General features: G+C 60.7%; 12 protein-coding genes. 9 read left to right on the forward strand and 3 right to left on the reverse strand.

Going from position 1 to position 16077, the window contains the following annotated elements; genetic code table 11:
- Positions 1-55 precede the first annotated feature (55 nt).
- The 3 genes from ACTJJ7_RS00280 to ACTJJ7_RS00290 are packed head-to-tail and all read left to right on the forward strand — an operon-like array spanning position 56 to position 6209.
- Positions 56-1288, forward strand: a complete 1233-nt coding sequence (locus tag ACTJJ7_RS00280; RefSeq protein WP_440964728.1) for an aromatic ring-hydroxylating oxygenase subunit alpha — start codon at positions 56-58, stop codon at positions 1286-1288.
- Between the two features lie 32 nt (positions 1289-1320).
- Positions 1321-3768, forward strand: a complete 2448-nt coding sequence (locus ACTJJ7_RS00285; RefSeq protein ID WP_440964729.1) for a GcvT family protein — start codon at positions 1321-1323, stop codon at positions 3766-3768.
- Positions 3765-6209 (forward strand): GcvT family protein, encoded by a 2445-nt coding sequence (locus ACTJJ7_RS00290; protein WP_440964731.1) that lies wholly within the window; start codon positions 3765-3767, stop codon positions 6207-6209. Before ACTJJ7_RS00285 ends, ACTJJ7_RS00290 begins: the two co-directional genes overlap by 4 nt.
- A 186-nt stretch (positions 6210-6395) precedes the next feature.
- On the opposite strand, the gene rocD is transcribed toward ACTJJ7_RS00290, so the two are convergent.
- The gene (gene rocD, locus ACTJJ7_RS00295) at positions 6396-7604 is read right to left on the reverse strand and encodes an ornithine--oxo-acid transaminase (protein WP_440965092.1); all 1209 of its coding nucleotides are present in this window, start codon (positions 7602-7604) and stop codon (positions 6396-6398) included.
- 28 nt (positions 7605-7632) lie between these two features.
- Entirely contained in the window at positions 7633-8616 is a 984-nt protein-coding gene (rocF, locus tag ACTJJ7_RS00300) for an arginase (RefSeq protein WP_425350427.1), read from the reverse strand.
- A 176-nt stretch (positions 8617-8792) separates the two neighbouring features.
- Between rocF and ACTJJ7_RS00305 the strand changes: the two genes are divergently transcribed.
- From ACTJJ7_RS00305 to ACTJJ7_RS00330, 6 genes are all read left to right on the forward strand, one after another.
- On the forward strand, positions 8793-9218 hold the full coding sequence (locus ACTJJ7_RS00305) for an Lrp/AsnC family transcriptional regulator (RefSeq protein ID WP_105732917.1): 426 nt from the start codon (positions 8793-8795) through the stop codon (positions 9216-9218).
- 29 nt (positions 9219-9247) lie between these two features.
- Entirely contained in the window at positions 9248-10642 is a 1395-nt protein-coding gene (gene pabB / locus ACTJJ7_RS00310; protein WP_440964733.1) for an aminodeoxychorismate synthase component I, read from the forward strand.
- The gene (locus ACTJJ7_RS00315) at positions 10639-11229 is read left to right on the forward strand and encodes an anthranilate synthase component II (RefSeq protein WP_130269273.1); all 591 of its coding nucleotides are present in this window, start codon (positions 10639-10641) and stop codon (positions 11227-11229) included. Before pabB ends, ACTJJ7_RS00315 begins: the two co-directional genes overlap by 4 nt.
- Positions 11230-11377: 148 nt before the next feature.
- A complete protein-coding gene (locus tag ACTJJ7_RS00320; protein ID WP_440964736.1) occupies positions 11378-12826 on the forward strand; it encodes an aldehyde dehydrogenase family protein in 1449 nt (482 codons plus the stop codon).
- A 147-nt stretch (positions 12827-12973) separates the two neighbouring features.
- A complete protein-coding gene (mgtE, locus tag ACTJJ7_RS00325; protein WP_105732913.1) occupies positions 12974-14386 on the forward strand; it encodes a magnesium transporter in 1413 nt (470 codons plus the stop codon).
- A gap of 126 nt (positions 14387-14512) precedes the next feature.
- A complete protein-coding gene (locus tag ACTJJ7_RS00330) occupies positions 14513-14899 on the forward strand; it encodes a MerR family transcriptional regulator (RefSeq protein ID WP_105733149.1) in 387 nt (128 codons plus the stop codon).
- A 27-nt stretch (positions 14900-14926) separates the two neighbouring features.
- Here ACTJJ7_RS00330 and ACTJJ7_RS00335 read toward each other — a convergent pair whose 3' ends face one another.
- Positions 14927-15901 carry a heparan-alpha-glucosaminide N-acetyltransferase gene (locus ACTJJ7_RS00335; protein ID WP_440964738.1) on the reverse strand — a complete coding sequence of 325 codons (975 nt, stop codon included), beginning with the start codon at positions 15899-15901 and terminating at the stop codon, positions 14927-14929.
- Positions 15902-16077: the final 176 nt, after the last annotated feature.

The raw sequence follows: 16077 nt of genomic DNA on the forward strand, positions 1-16077 counted from the left end.
CATCCGGGAAACAAGGGAGCGCGTCCGGGGAACACTCTTTTCGAGCGAGGCTAACATGGGCGCGGAACAGGCATTGGCCGGCGTTGCACCGGCAGGCGACAAGATCGACCGCATGATTGCGGAATACCGGCCCGGTCATGGGCTGGCGCGCGCCTTCTACATGGATCCGGATGTCTATGCCCGGGACATGGAACGTGTGTTCCGCCGCCATTGGCATTGCATCGGCCATGCCAGCATCATTCCCAATGCGGGCGATTTCGAGCTGTTCAAGATCGATTCGGAAGCGGTGATCGTGTCGCGCACCGAAGACGGTTCGATCCACGCGTTTCTCAATGTCTGCCGCCATCGCGGCGCCGAGGTCTGCACCCAGCAGAAGGGCAATGCCCGCTTCTTCGTCTGTCCCTATCACGCCTGGACCTATATGAATGACGGCAGCCTGCGCGCCGCACGGCTGATGCCGCGGGATTTCGACCGCAGTGCGCATGGCCTGAAAAAACTGCATGTGCGCGTGGCCGAAGGGTTGATTTTTATCTGCTTTGCCGACGAACCGCTGAATTTCGACATTATCGAGCAGTCGCTGCGCACCACCTGCGGCCAATATGGCTGGGCCGATGCCAAGGTGGCGCACCGCGAGACCTATCCGGTGGATGCCAACTGGAAACTGGCGGTTGAAAATTATGTCGAGTGCTATCACTGCGGTCCGGCGCATCCGGAATATTCGCAGACCCATGCGCTTGAGCAGCCGCTGGAAAAAATCACCGAGCTGAATGCGCGGATGGAGCAGCGCACCTGCGCGCTCGGCATCGATATCGCCACGGGTGACCATTGGCAGAGTTCCGCGCAGGGCCATGAAACGATTCATACGTTCCGCTATGCGCTCTATGACGGCGTGTCGAGCGGCAGCGAGGATGGCTCGCCGGTTGGCCCGCTGATGGGGCGTTTCACCGAATTCGATGGCGGCGTGACCTCCATCCACCTTGGCGGTACCAGTTTTCTGGTCTGCTACCCCGACCATGGCATGATTTATCGTTTCATTCCGAAGACGTCTGATACCTGCGAGATGGAGCTGATCTGGCTGGTGCGCGGCGATGCCGAGGAGGGCCGGGATTACGATCTGGACAAGCTGACATGGCTCTGGAAGGTGACCACCGCCGAGGACAAGACGATCATCGAACACACGGCGCGCGGCGTGCGCTCGCACTATTTCGTGCCGGGGCCCATCGCGCCCATGGAACACAACGAGTTGCGGTACATCCAGTGGTACCTCGATGAAATCGCACGGGCGTAAGCCAAACAGCATGAGATCATGGGAGACCGTATATGTCTGAATTTCCAACGTCGGCGCGGGTCGTCATCATCGGCGGCGGGGCGGTCGGCGTCTCATCGCTGTATCATCTCGCCAAGGCCGGATGGACCGATTGCGTGCTTCTGGAGAAGAACGAGCTGACATCAGGCTCCACCTGGCATGCGGCGGGCAATGTGCCGACCTTCTCCGCCTCGTGGTCGGTGATGAACATGCAGCGCTATTCCGCCGAGCTGTACCGGCGGCTGGCGCAGGAAGTCGATTATCCCATGAACTACCATGTCACCGGTTCGCTGCGGCTCGCCCATGGCAAGGAGCGCATGCGCGAGTTCCAGCGCGTGAAAAGCATGGGCCGCTATCAGGGCATGGATATCGATGTGCTCGGCGTCGATGAGATCAATGGCCGCTATCCCTTCATTGCGACGCATGATCTCGCCGGTGCCCTGTACGATCCGAACGATGGCGATATCGATCCCGCCCAGCTGACGCAGGCGCTGGCCAAGGGCGCGCGCGACATGGGTGCAAAAATCATCCGCTTCTGCCCGGTGACGGGTGCCCGGCGCGACGGCGACGAATGGGTGATCGCGACGCCGCAGGGCGAGATCCGCTGCGAATATGTGGTCAATGCCGCCGGTTACCGGGCGCAGGAAATCGGCAGGCTGTTCGGCCGCGCCGTGCCGATGATGGTCATGAGCCATCAATATCTGCTGTTCGACGAGATCCCCGAGATTGCCGCATGGAGCCGCCAAGAGGGCCACAAGCTGCCGCTGCTGCGCGATGTGGATTCGTCTTATTATCTCCGGCAGGAAAAGAACGGCATGAATCTCGGGCCCTATGAGCGCAATTGCCGGGCGCATTGGGCAACGGCCGACGATCCGATGCCGGACGATTTCTCCTTCCAGCTGTTTCCCGACGATCTGGAACGGCTCGAATGGTATCTGAACGACGCGATCGCCCGCGTGCCGATCCTTGGCACGGCCGGTCTGTCGAAAATCATCAATGGCCCCATTCCCTATGCGCCCGACGGCAATCCGCTGATCGGGCCGATGCCGGGCGTACCCAATGCGTTCGAAGCCTGTGTGTTCACCTTCGGCATCGCGCAGGCAGGCGGGGCAGGAAAAGTTCTGGCCGAATGGGTCACGGAAGGTGCCACAGAATGGGACATGTGGTCCTGCGATCCGCGCCGCTTCACCGCCTTTGCCGACCACGACTACAGCGTTGCCAAGGGTGTGGAGGTCTATGGCCACGAATATGCCATTCATTTCCCGCGCCATACGTGGTCTGCCGGACGCAACAAGAAGCTGTCGCCGCTGCATGCGCGCGTGACCGGTTTGGGCGCGCAGTTCGGTGCCTATAATGGCTGGGAGCGGGCAAACTGGTATGCGCAGCCGGGCGACGATACCTCGGAAGAGGCGACACAGACATTCACGCGGGAAGGGCCGTGGCAACGGCGCATCCGCGAGGAATGCCATGCGGTGCGCGACGCGGTCGGCATTCTCGATCTTCCCGGTTTTTCCCGCTTCAAGGTGAGCGGGCCGGGCGCGCGCGACTGGCTGGCTGGCCTGATCACCGGTCTGGTGCCGAAACCCGGCCGCATCGGCCTTGGCTATTTCGCCGATGCCAAGGGCCGTGTCGTCACCGAAATGTCGATCATGGCCATTGATGAGGACGTGTTTTTCCTCATCACTGCGGGCGTTGCCGAGTGGCATGATCTGGAATGGCTGCAAAAACATCTGCCCAGGGGCAGCGCCATCAGCATCAGCAATGTCACCGAGCAATTTTCCTGCCAGATCGTCACCGGCCCCAAGGCGCGCGATCTCTTTGCCGGTATCTGCGATGCGGACCTTGGCAAATCCTGGCTGTCGCACCAGACGACACAGATCGCCGGACGCTATTGCCAGCTCGTGCGCGTGTCGTTTGCCGGAGAACTGGGCTGGGAAATCCACAGCAAGATCGCCGATACCCAGGCAATTTTCGATGCTGTCTGGCAGGCGGGCCAGCCATACGGGCTAAAACCGTTCGGCATGTATGCGCTGGACTCGCTGCGGCTGGAAAAAGGCTACCGCGCCTGGAAGGGCGATCTGTCCACCGACTATACGCCGTTGCAGAGCGGGCTCGACCGTTTCATCAAATGGGAAAAGCCTGATTTTCTTGGCAAAGCCGCACTGGAAAGCGAAAGGCAGCACGGCGTGAAGAAGCGCTTCGTCACGCTGACCGTCGACGCCGGGGATTGCGATGCGCCCTATATGTCGACGCTCTGGCACAAGGGCAGCATTGTTGGCGAAACCACGTCGGGCGGCTGGGGGCACCGGATCGACAAATCCATCGCGCTCGGCATGCTCAAGTCCGAACTCACTGAACCTGGAACACAAATCGAGATCGAGATTTTCGGCGAACGCTTCAAGGCCACCGTGCATCCGGATCAGCCGCTCTGGGACCCCAACAATGAAAGAATCCGCGCATGAGTTCTCTTCCGGCCAAGGCCAGAGCCGTCATCATCGGGGGCGGTGTTTCCGGCTGTTCCGTCGCCTACCATCTTGCCAAACTGGGCTGGACCGACATCGTTCTCCTGGAGCGCAAGCAGCTGACCTCGGGCACCACATGGCATGCGGCCGGGCTGATCGGCCAGCTGCGCGCCTCGCAGAACATGACGCGGCTCGCCAAATACTCCGCCGATCTCTACGTCAAGCTGGAGGCGGAAACGGAGGTCGCCACAGGCATGCGCCAGGTGGGGTCCATCACCGTGGCGCTGACCGAAGAACGCAAGCACGAGATCTATCGCCAGGCTTCGCTGGCCCGCGCTTTCGATGTTGATGTGCGGGAGATTTCACCGAGTGAAGTCAAGGAGATGTATCCGCATCTTAATATTGCAGATGTGGTCGGGGCGGTGCATCTGCCGCTGGACGGGCAATGCGATCCAGCCAATATCGCCATGGCACTGGCCAAGGGCGCGAGGCAGCGCGGCGCAAGGATTTTCGAGAACGTAAAAGTCACCGGCGTCCACAAAAAGAATGGCCGGGTATCCGGCGTTTCCTGGGCCAAGGGCGAGGAACAGGGCACGATCGAGACTGACGTGGTGATCAATTGCGCCGGCATGTGGGCGCGCGATCTGGCGTCGATGTCGGGCGTGACGGTGCCTCTGCATGCCTGCGAGCATTTCTATCTTGTCACCGAGGCCATTGAGGGGCTCGGACGCCTGCCGGTGCTGCGCGTGCCGGATGAGTGCGCCTATTACAAGGAAGATGCCGGAAAAATGATGCTCGGCGCCTTCGAGCCCGTGGCTAAGCCGTGGGGCATGAACGGCATTTCCGAAGATTTCTGCTTCGACCAGCTGCCGGAGGATTTCGAACATTTCGAACCGATCCTCGAAATGGGCGTCAACCGCATGCCGATGCTCGGCACGGCGGGCATTCACACTTTTTTCAACGGGCCTGAGAGTTTCACGCCCGACGACCGTTATTATCTCGGCGAAGCACCGGAACTGGGCGGATACTGGGTGGCGGCGGGCTACAATTCCATCGGCATCGTATCGTCGGGCGGCGCCGGCATGGCGCTGGCCCAGTGGATTCACGATGGCGAAGCGCCGTTCGACCTGTGGGAAGTCGATATCCGCCGCGCCCAGCCGTTCCAAAAAAACCGGCGATATCTGAAAGAACGCGTCTCCGAGACGCTTGGCCTGCTCTATGCCGATCATTTTCCCTACCGGCAGATGGCAACGTCCCGCAATATCCGCCGTTCGCCCATCCATGAACATCTGAAGGCACGCGGTGCCGTTTTCGGCGAAGTGGCCGGATGGGAACGGGCAAACTGGTTCGCCAAAGACGGGCAGGAGCGCGAATACCGCTATTCCTGGAAGCGGCAGAACTGGTTCGACAACCAGCGGGACGAACATCTGGCGGTGCGGGGTGGCGCCGGGCTGTTCGATATGACCTCCTTCGGCAAGATCCGCATCGAGGGTCGCGATGCGCTGGCGTTCCTGCAGAAACTTTGCGCCAATCAGCTGGATGTCGAACCCGGCCGCATCGTCTACACCCAGATGCTCAACAATCGCGGCGGCATCGAAAGCGACCTGACCATCACCCGGCTGTCGGAAACGGCGTTCTTCGCCGTTGTCCCCGGCGCCACCCTGCAGCGCGATCTCGCCTGGATGCGCAAGCATCTGAGGGACGAATTTGTCGTCGTCACCGATGTAACTGCGGCGGAATCCGTGCTGTGCCTGATGGGGCCGAAATCCCGGGATGTGATCGAAAAGATCAGCCCCAACGATTTTTCCAATGCGGGTCATCCCTTCGGCACGGCGCGGGAGATCGAAATCGGCATGGGCCTTGCCCGCGCCCACCGCGTCACCTATGTCGGCGAACTCGGCTGGGAGCTTTATGTCTCGTCGGATCAGACCGCCCATGTGTTCGAGGCATTGGAGGAGGCCGGTCAGGAGCTGGGCCTGAAACTGTGCGGCCTGCACACACTGGATTCCTGCCGCATCGAAAAGGCCTTCCGGCATTTCGGCCATGATATCACCGATGAAGACCATGTGCTGGAGGCAGGGCTCGGTTTTGCCGTCAAAACCACGAAGGGCGACTTCATCGGGCGCGATGCGGTGTTGCAGAAGAAGGAAAGCGGACTGGACCGCAGGCTGGTGCAATTCCGCCTTGCCGATCCCGAGCCGCTGTTGTTCCACAATGAAGCCATCGTGCGCGATGGTGAAATCGTCGGAACGGTCACCTCGGGCAATTACGGCCACCATCTGGGCGGGGCGATCGGCCTTGGTTATGTCGCCTGCAAGGGCGAAAGCGCCGAACAGGTGCTGTCCTCAAGCTATGAGATCGAGATCGCCGGAGAACGGGTGAAAGCGCTGGCATCGCTCACGCCGATGTATGATCCGAAGGCGGAGCGGGTGAGGATGTAAGTATTCACCCCCCCCCCCTCTGGGCTGCCGCCCATCTCCCCCACAAGGGGGGAGATCAGCTTTCACAGCTATTTCAGTTAATCTTCAACATTGAAAATTGCGTAAAACCATTAATGCCGATGTGATCTCCCCCCTTGTGGGGGAGATGTCCGGCAGGACAGAGGGGGGTATTGAACCCCGCCGTCCTCAATTCATGCTGGTCAGCACCTCGTCGAACTGTTCGAGCGCCCAATCGATCTGATCGCGCTTGATCACCAGTGGCGGCGCGATGCGGATCGTATCGCCATGGGTGTCCTTGGCGAGGATGCCGCGTTCCTTCAGCTCGTAGCAGAAGCGGTTGGCGCCGCCGGCTTCCGGATGCAGCTCGATGGCCAGCATCAGGCCGCGGCCGCGTACTTCGCGCACGATGTTGCTTCGGATGCCCCGGAGCTGCTGCAGGAAATACTCGCCCTCAACGCGCGAATTCTCGATCATGTTTTCTTCGGTCAGCACACGCAGCGCCGCACGGGCAATGGCGCAGGCCAGCGGATTGCCGCCGAACGTGCTGCCATGCTGGCCGGGCTTCAGAACCCCGAGCACATCGCTGTTCGACAGCACGGCCGAGACGGGATAAAAGCCGCCTGAGAGCGCCTTGCCGATCAGCGTCACATCGGCCTCGATCGCCTCGTGTTCCTCTGCCAAAAGGGCGCCGGTGCGGCCAAGGCCGGTCTGGATTTCATCGAGGATCAGTGTGATGTTGTTCTGCGTGCAGAGCGCGCGCACCTTGGAGAAATAGCCCTTTGGCGGAATTTTCACGCCAGCCTCGCCCTGGATGGGCTCGACAAGGAACGCCACGGTATTGGGCGTCAATGCCGCTGCAAAGGCATCGATATCGCCGAAGGGAACGACCTTGAAGCCCGGCGCAAACGGGCCGAAATTCTCGCGGGCGGACGGGTCCGTGCTGAACCCGACGATCCCCATGGTGCGGCCGTGGAAATTATCCGAGCAGACGATGATCTCGGCGGCATTCTCCGGCACGCCCTTGACCTCGTAGCCCCATTTGCGCACGGCCTTGATGGCGGTCTCGACAGCTTCGGCACCGCTGTTCATCGGCAGGATCTTGTGCGAACCGGTGAGGGTCGCCAGTTCTTCGTAGAACAGGGCCAGCTGATCGTTGCGGAAGGCGCGCGAGGTCAGCGTCAGTTTTGACGCCTGTTCGGTCATGGCTGCCAGGATTTTCGGGTGGCAATGGCCCTGGTTGACGGCGGAATAGGCTGAAAGACAGTCGAGATAGCGGTTCCCGTCGATATCCCAGACATGCACGCCTTCGCCGCGCGACAGAACCACATCAAGCGGCTTGTAGTTATGAGCGCCAAGACGGGACTCGGTCGAAATCAGTTGGGCGGCTGTTTGCAGCAAAATATCCTCCTATTTGCCAGTTTTCTTATGTGTTGAGAGCCGTGGCGCTCTGGTCCGAAACGGCGGGCCGTTCATAGATCTGCCGGCCGAACAGGCTGGCAACGAGATCGACGAGCAGCATGGCGCTCTTGCCGCGATCATCGAGGAACGGATTGAGTTCAACGATGTCGAGCGAGCCGACAACGCCGGAATCATGCAGCATTTCCATCACGAGATGGGCTTCGCGGTAGGTGGCGCCGCCTGGAACCGTCGTGCCCACGCCGGGGGCGAGCGACGGATCGATGAAATCCACGTCAAAACTGACATGCAGGATGCCATTGGCCTTCTGCACCCGCTCGATGATGCGGCGCATCAGCTTGGCCACGCCGAACTCATCGATCTGGCGCATGTCGATGACATCGATGCCGCGTTCGCGCAGGAGCTTGCGCTCCACCGTGTCGATGGAACGGATGCCGAAGAGATGCAGGTTTTCCGGCTTGATCAGGCCGTGTGGCTCGTCGCCGAACACGCCTTCAAGGCCGGGCTCGTTGCACAGGAGCGCTGCCGACATGCCGTGCATGTTGCCGGACGGCGAGGTTGCCGGGGTGTTGAAATCGGAATGGGCATCAAGCCAGAGCACGAAGAGTTCGCGGTTGTTTTCCTGGCAGTAGCGGGCGATGCCGCCGACCGAGCCCATGGACAGCGAGTGGTCACCGCCGAGAATGACCGGGAAACTGCCGTCCTTCATCGCCTCATAGGTTTCAACGCAAAGCATGCGCGACCAGGCGGCGATCTTTTCGATGTGATGGGCAAGGCCCGCAACCGGCGCAACGGCCGGCAGCGTCTGCGGCAGGCGAAGATCGCCGTGATCGTCGACCGGATGGCCCATCTCTTCCAATGTGCGGATAAGACCGGCGGTGCGCAGCGCTGCAGGGCCCATCAGGGCGCCGAGACGACCGGCACCTTCCTCGATGGGGGCGCCGACGATCATCAATTTCTGTTTGGGGTCGTTCTCAAAGTTGCTGAGCATGTTCATCAACAAGCGCCACTTTCGCGTTTGAATGGTCAATCAAATGAAGCCGGAGGATTCACCGGCGCAGGCAATATACTGCCACCGCGAGACGGTGACAAATAGACGGCATCCTGATAGAAATGCGCTGCTTAATGCGCAGTTTGCACATCTCAATTATACAAATTGGAACGGATATGGATGATCTCGACCGCCGCCTGTTATCGCTGCTGCGCGATGACTGCCGCATGCCCGTCTCGTCGATGGCGACGCTGCTCGGCATTTCGCGCGCGACCGTGCGGGCCCGCGTCGACAAGCTGACGACCGACGGCACCATCCAGGGCTTTACGGTGACGCTGAAGGCGGGTGCCGGCGTTTATGGTGTTCGCGCCATTGCCATGATCGAAGTGGCCGGGCAGGGCGCGGAAAAAGTCATCCGCCGCCTGCAGGGCTTTCCCGAGATCCGCGCGCTGCACACCACCAACGGCCGCTGGGATATCGTGGCGGAGATCGAGGTGGAAACGCTGGAGGCGTTCGATCACACGCTGCGCGACATCAGGCATATTGACGGAATCACCCTGACCGAGACAAGTATACTCCTTTCCACCCGCAAGAGCGGGTAACGCCATCATTCGGGAAAGGCTGACAACGGATGTACATCCGTGAAATCCCCTGGCTGGAACCAGTCGACGCTGCCGAACGCCTGAAATCGCTCGGCGGGCTGAGTTTTCTCGACAGTGCCATGCGGCACGACCAGCTAGGCCGCTATTCCTATGTGGCGGCCGATCCCTTCGGCACGCTGGCGGTCCGGGATGGTGTGGCCAGCTGGAACGATCAGTCGCTGGATATGGGCCCGCTGGAAGCGCTGTCGCGCTATCTCGAACGCTACCGGCTGGAGGATCAGGCCGGTCTTCCGCCCTTTCATGGCGGGGCCATCGGCTATTTCTCCTATGAATTCGGGCGGTTGCTGGAAAAACTTCCAGAGCCGCGCAAACAGTCGCAGGGCGATGTGCCCGACGCCATCTGGCATTTTCATGATGTCGTGCTTGCCTTCGATCACCTGAAGCAACGGGTCTGGCTCGTCTCGTCCGGTTTGCCTGAGCAGGCGGACGAAACGCGTGCCGCCGAACGGGCGCATCTGTTTCTCGGCGCGCTGGAAAAGCCGGGGAACGCACAAGGCTCTGCACGGCCCCCTATCGTCCGCACTGCCTGGCAATCCAATTTCACGCGCGACGCCTATATGCAGGCGGTGGCGAAAGTCGTCGAATATATTCTCGACGGCGATATCTTCCAGGCCAACATCGCACAGCGCTTTATCGCCGGTCTTCCCGAAAACTATCCCGTCTGGGCCTTCTACAAGGCGTTGCGCCAGCGCAATGCCGCGACTTTTGCCGCCTATCTGGAGTATGACGATCTGATCATCGCGTCGAGTTCGCCGGAACGGTTCCTGTCGGTTGAGGGCCGCGACGTGCAGGCCCGGCCGATCAAGGGCACCGTGCCGCGCTCCGCTGACCCGGATATCGACCGGCGGCATGCGGATGAGCTGCTTGCCTCGGAAAAGGACCGGGCCGAAAACCTGATGATCGTCGATCTCATGCGCAATGATCTGTCACGGGTCTGCAATCCCCATTCCGTGCTCACGCCCGTACTGTGCGGCCTCGAATCCTATGCCAGCGTGCATCATCTGGTATCGGTCGTCACCGGGCGTCTGGCAGACGAAAAATCACTGCCGGATCTGATCCGCGCGGCTTTTCCCGGCGGGTCCATCACCGGTGCGCCAAAATTGCGGGCGATGGAAATCATCACCGGGACGGAACAGGTTGCGCGCGGCATCTATTGCGGCTCAATCGGGTTTTTCGGTTTCAACGGCAATATGGACACCAATATCGCCATCCGCACCGTGCTGTTCCAGGGCGGCAAGGCGGTATTCCAGGCGGGCGGCGGCATAACAGCTCTCTCCGACCCGGCGGCCGAATATCAGGAGACGCTGGACAAGGCGGCACGGATTTTCGATGTGTTCGGCATGGCCGGAGATGCCGGGTCATGATCCTCATCATCGACAATTACGATTCCTTCGTTTTCACCGTGGCGCGCTATTTTGCCGAGCTGGGCGAGGAAACCCGCGTTGTGCGCAATGACGCGATCACCGTCGCCGACATCGAAGCGCTGCAACCCGCGGCGCTTGTCATCTCGCCCGGTCCCTGCGGGCCGCACGAGGCAGGGCAGTCACTCGCCGTCATCGACGCTTTCAGCGGCAGAATTCCCATTCTCGGCATATGCCTTGGCCACCAGTGTATCGGCGAAGCTTTTGGCGGCGCGGTGCTGCGGGCGCAGGAGCCCATGCACGGCCGCTCCTCGCTGATCCAGCATGACGGAACGGGCGTTTTCAAGGGATTGCCGAGCCCGTTCAAGGCGGGACGCTACCATTCGCTGATTGTCGTTGCGGATGAGGACAACGCATCGCTCACCGTAACAGCCCGCTCCGACAAGGGTGAGATCATGGGGCTTGCCCACAGGGCGCATCCGACATTCGGGGTGCAGTTCCATCCGGAGTCGGTGCTGACCGAATATGGCCACGCCATGCTCGGCAATTTCCTGCGCATCGGCCGCCAGTTTCACGAACGGAAGAAATAGCGGTCAGGCGCCGGCGCGCCGCTATTTTCGCCTCTTTGTTCGATATTCCTGTTGGCTGGCGGCCCATTCATCCGCTACACCTGACGTCCAACGGATGCACTTCCATTCCTGACCAATCCAATCCGACAGCACCAGCAGGAGACCAACCATGCTTCGCAAGACCGATTTCTATATCAATGGAAAGTGGACCGCTCCGGCCGTGGCAAAGGATCTTGAAGTGATCAATCCGGCGGATGAGCAGCCCTTTGCCGTCATTTCCGTCGGATCGGCAGCCGATGTCGATGCTGCCGTGGCCGCCGCGCGCAAGGCTTTCGCCACCTGGAGCTTGACAAGCCGCGAGGAGCGCATTGCCTGGCTCGAGCGCCTGACCGCCGTCTATGAGACGCGCATCAATGACATGGCGCAGGCCATTTCCTCCGAAATGGGCGCGCCGATCAAGATGGCGCTCGAAGAGCAGGCCGCGTCGGGCACCAGCCACCTCAAGGCCTTCATGCGGGCGTTGAAGAGTTTTGAATTCGAGCGTCCGCTTGACGAGCACAACCCCAATGTCCGGATTGCCTACGAACCCATCGGCGTCTGCGGCCTGATCACGCCGTGGAACTGGCCGATGAACCAGGTTGTCCTGAAAGTCGTGCCTGCCATTGCCGCCGGTTGCACCGTGGTGCTGAAGCCCTCGGAAATCGCACCGATCTCCTCGATCGTGTTTGCCGAAATGATCGACGCATCGGGCCTGCCCGCCGGTGTGTTCAACATGGTCAATGGCGATGGCCCTTCCGTGGGTGCAGCCATGTCCGCGCATCCCGGCATCGACATGATGTCCTTCACCGGTTCGACCCGCGCCGGCATTGCCGTCACCAAGGCGGCGGCCGACACGGTCAAGCGCGTGTCGCTGGAACTCGGCGGCAAGTCGCCCAACATCGTTTTCGCCGACAGTGACGTGGAAGCGGCGGTGACGCGCGGCGTGCTGCACGTGTTCAACAACACGGGCCAGTCCTGCAATGCGCCGACGCGCATGCTGGTGGAACGCTCGGTCTATGACAAGGCGACCGAGGTGGCTGCGGCCACGGCCAAGGCCACGGTGGTCGGCGATCCCGCTGAGGACGGCGATCATATGGGCCCGCTTGTTTCCGAAGCCCAGTTCAACAAGGTGCAGGGCCTGATCGAGCAGGGCATCAAGGAAGGCGCGCGCCTGATTGCCGGCGGCACTGGCCGTCCGGAAGGTTTTAATCGCGGCTATTTCGTCCGTCCGACGGTGTTTGCCGATGTCAACAACGACATGACGATTGCCCGTGAGGAAATCTTTGGGCCGGTGCTGGCGATGATCCCGTTCGATACGGAAGAAGAAGCCGTCGAAATCGCCAACGATACGCCATACGGCCTTGCCGCCTACATCCAGTCGGGCGATCGCGAGCGGATCAAGCGCGTCTCCCGGCAGCTGCGGGCCGGCATGGTGCGTATCAACGGCGCCTCGCACAAGGCGGATGCACCGTTCGGTGGCTACAAGCAGTCCGGCATTGGCCGCGAAGGCGGTCACTGGGGCCTGGAAGACTTTCTGGAGGTCAAAGCCATCAGCGGCTGGGAAGACAGCGCCGCCTGACCGGGCGTGTCCCATATCTGATCCCGCAGGCGGAACAACCTTCTGAATTGACGCATAATCCCCGGAAAAATCGATTTGGATTTCGGGGGTTATGCGTTAACTGACACTGTATGGTGCAAGTCGTGTCGGGAAGGCAGGTGCGGATCGATGGACGAAACGGAAACATTGCCTCCGCCCGCTGATGACGAGCGGGATGTCGACATTTATGGCGAAGACGGCGCTGTCCGCTCGTCCTATCTCGCCCGTGTCGGCGCCGCCATTGCGGATCGCGATGTTCTGTTCCTGCGTTCCCACGTCGGCAAACTGCACCAGTCCGAACTGGGGCACGTCCTCGAAGCGCTGCAATCGGAGCAGCGCGCGGCGCTCATCGAGCTGCTTGGCGATGAATTCGATTTTGCGGCGCTGACAGAAGTCGACGAGGCCGTGCGCCTCGAAATCGTCGATGCCATGCCGAATCAGCAGATCGCTGAAGCGGTTCAGGACCTGGATTCCGACGATGCCGTCTACATCCTGGAAGATCTTGACCAGGAAGACCGCGACGAGATTTTGGCGCAGCTGCCATTCACCGAACGCGTGCGCCTGCGCCGTTCGCTCGGCTATCCCGAAGAGACCGCCGGACGCCGCATGCAGACGGAGTTCGTCGCGGTGCCGCCGTTCTGGACCGTCGGCCAGACCATCGACTACATGCGCAACAATGCCGATCTGCCGGAATCCTTCTCGCAGATTTTCGTCATCGATCCGATGTTCCGGCTGCTCGGCGCCATCGATCTCGACCGCATCCTGCGCGCTGGCCGCGACAGCAAGATCGACGAGATCATGCACGAGACGCGCCATGCCATTCCCGCGACGATGGATCAGGAAGAGGCGGCGCAGATTTTCGAGCAGTACGACCTGCTGTCCGCCGCCGTTGTCGACGAGAATGAACGGCTTGTCGGCGTGCTGACCATCGAGAACATCGTCGACGTCATTCAGGAAGAGGCCGAGGAGGACATTATGCGCCTCGGCGGCGTGGGCGACGAAGAACTGTCCGACTCCGTCCTGTCCACCTCGCGCTCGCGCACGCCCTGGCTCGTCGTCAACCTGTTCACGGCGTTTCTCTCCGCTTCCATCATCGGGTTGTTCGACGGCACCATCCAGCAGATGGTGGCGCTGGCGGTGCTGATGCCCATCGTCGCCTCCATGGGCGGCAATGCGGCGACCCAGACCATGACCGTGACCGTGCGCGCGCTGGCGACACGGGACATGGATATCTACAATGCGGGCCGCATCATCCGGCGCGAAGCCTCGGTCGGGTTGATCAACGGCATGGTGTTCGCCGTGCTGATCGGCATGGTTGCCGGATTCTGGTTCCAGAATGCCGAACTGGGCGGAATCATCGCCTCGGCCATGATCATCAACATGATGGCGGCTGCGCTTGGCGGTATTCTGATTCCCCTGCTGCTCGACAAATTCGGCGCCGATCCGGCCATTTCGTCGGCTGTCTTTGTCACCACGGTGACCGACGTCGTCGGCTTTTTCTCGTTTCTGGGGCTGGCAACGTGGTGGTTCCGGCTGGCCTGAACGGGCCATTCCTTAGCATTTGAGACGAACGTTCATTTATGCTAACAAACGTACAATTGACTTTTACGTAATTGCGTGGCCAAACATCCATGTGAAATATCGAGAAAAATCAGAGCAATGTCTGTCATGCGCGAATATTATTCCATTACTGAGCTGACGCGGGAGTTCGGCGTTTCCACCCGGACATTGCGCTTCTATGAGGATGAGGGGCTGATCCATCCGGTCCGCCGCGGACGCACACGGCTGTTCCGGCCATCGGACCGGCATCTGCTCAAGCAGATCCTGCGCGGCAAGCGCCTCGGTTTTTCCATCGCCGAAATCCACGAAATCGTGCAGATGTACCGCGAGCCGCCGGGGGAAATGGGTCAACTGCACCTGTTGATGAAGCGCGTCGAGGAAAAGCGCGGCGACCTGCGCCAGAAGCGCCGCGACATCGAGGAAACCCTGGCTGAACTCGATCAGGTTGAAGAAGCCTGCATCGAACGGCTGGCGGAACTGGGCGTGAATACCTGAGGCTGCAACTGCCGATGAAAATTTCGATCAGGGCTGCATCGCTTCCTGCGTGCACATGCCGGTGATGTCCTGCAACTGCGGATCATTGTCCTGGTTGCGCTTGCCCGTATAGACATCGTCGAAAATCTTTTGCGTTTCCAGCTGGCCCACCGTGCAGGTGCAAAACCGCTCGCAGAACGCCCTGTCATTGTCCGCCGAGCAGCTGCGCGTGCATTCCCGGTCAAAAACCTCGTGCGGTGTAAGCGTGGCTGGTGGAAACACCTGCGCGATCAGGAAAACGCAGCTGATCAGCACCGGCTGATGGATCAGGTAGAACGCCAGGCTGTGCTGGCCGATGAACCGCAATCCCCGGTCGAGCCAGGCGGGCCGGATGGTTCCGGCAAAGATGCGCATGAGGTCGAGGTGCAGCATTGTCTTGGCGAGGGCCATGCCCGCCAGAACCGGACCAAACCACGGGAAAATCGGTACGTAGTCATTGGAACGGATAGGCATTTCCGACAAGCCGAGCGGCCAGAGTGCCGGGGCATCGAAAGCGGCGGAGGCGAGATAATGCGGCGCGGCGATGACGGCTGCCGCAGCGGCAGCGATGACAATGGCGGGAAGGCGCAGAAACAACAGGCCGAGCACGCTGGCGGCGGCAATTTCATGCAGGATGCCGAAGAACACGAAACTGTCCGGCGTGATGGTGCGGGTGACGAGGGTGATGGCGAGGGATGCCGCAATGATCTGCACCAGCCGGATACCGAAAGAGCGCCAGCGGATGCCGTTGCGATGGGCCAGCACAAGGCTGAAACCGACAAGCACAAGGAAGGTCGAAGCGATGATGCGGGCATAAAGCTTCCACGCACCATGGCCCGTGGTGCCGGGCTCCATATAGCCGAAAAACTCGAAATCCCAGCCCGTATGATAGGTGGCCATCGCGATCAGGGCGATGCCGCGCAGAACATCAAGCTTGCCGAGACGGGATGTGGCGGGCGGGGCAGGCGTCTCGGTCTGGCTCATGCGGGAATCTCGATGATTGCAACTCCTGACAGGCTAGGGGAGTTGCACAACAAAATCCATGTGTTTCCGGCGCGCATCACGCCGCATATTTCGCACTTGTTTCAAAGGTTTCTGCGAAACAGACATATAATGTCGCTTGATTGACTGCTATCCATGGTTTTGCGCTCCACTATCAG

Origin of the sequence: Phyllobacterium sp. 22229 (genome assembly GCF_052056495.1) — a bacterium.
GTDB classification, from domain to species: Bacteria; Pseudomonadota; Alphaproteobacteria; order Rhizobiales; family Rhizobiaceae; genus Phyllobacterium; species Phyllobacterium myrsinacearum.

Excerpts from the sequence above, each read along its gene's own strand:
- ACTJJ7_RS00280 (WP_440964728.1), top strand. The coding sequence starts at position 56 with ATGGGCGCGGAACAGGCATTGGCCGGCGTTGCACCGGCAGGCGACAAG.
- ACTJJ7_RS00285 (WP_440964729.1), top strand. The coding sequence starts at position 1,321 with ATGTCTGAATTTCCAACGTCGGCGCGGGTCGTCATCATCGGCGGCGGG.
- ACTJJ7_RS00290 (WP_440964731.1), top strand. The coding sequence starts at position 3,765 with ATGAGTTCTCTTCCGGCCAAGGCCAGAGCCGTCATCATCGGGGGCGGT.
- rocF (WP_425350427.1), bottom strand. The coding sequence starts at position 8,616 with ATGCTCAGCAACTTTGAGAACGACCCCAAACAGAAATTGATGATCGTC.
- ACTJJ7_RS00305 (WP_105732917.1), top strand. The coding sequence starts at position 8,793 with ATGGATGATCTCGACCGCCGCCTGTTATCGCTGCTGCGCGATGACTGC.
- pabB (WP_440964733.1), top strand. The coding sequence starts at position 9,248 with ATGTACATCCGTGAAATCCCCTGGCTGGAACCAGTCGACGCTGCCGAA.
- ACTJJ7_RS00315 (WP_130269273.1), top strand. The coding sequence starts at position 10,639 with ATGATCCTCATCATCGACAATTACGATTCCTTCGTTTTCACCGTGGCG.
- ACTJJ7_RS00320 (WP_440964736.1), top strand. The coding sequence starts at position 11,378 with ATGCTTCGCAAGACCGATTTCTATATCAATGGAAAGTGGACCGCTCCG.
- mgtE (WP_105732913.1), top strand. The coding sequence starts at position 12,974 with ATGGACGAAACGGAAACATTGCCTCCGCCCGCTGATGACGAGCGGGAT.
- ACTJJ7_RS00330 (WP_105733149.1), top strand. The coding sequence starts at position 14,513 with ATGCGCGAATATTATTCCATTACTGAGCTGACGCGGGAGTTCGGCGTT.
- ACTJJ7_RS00335 (WP_440964738.1), bottom strand. The coding sequence starts at position 15,901 with ATGAGCCAGACCGAGACGCCTGCCCCGCCCGCCACATCCCGTCTCGGC.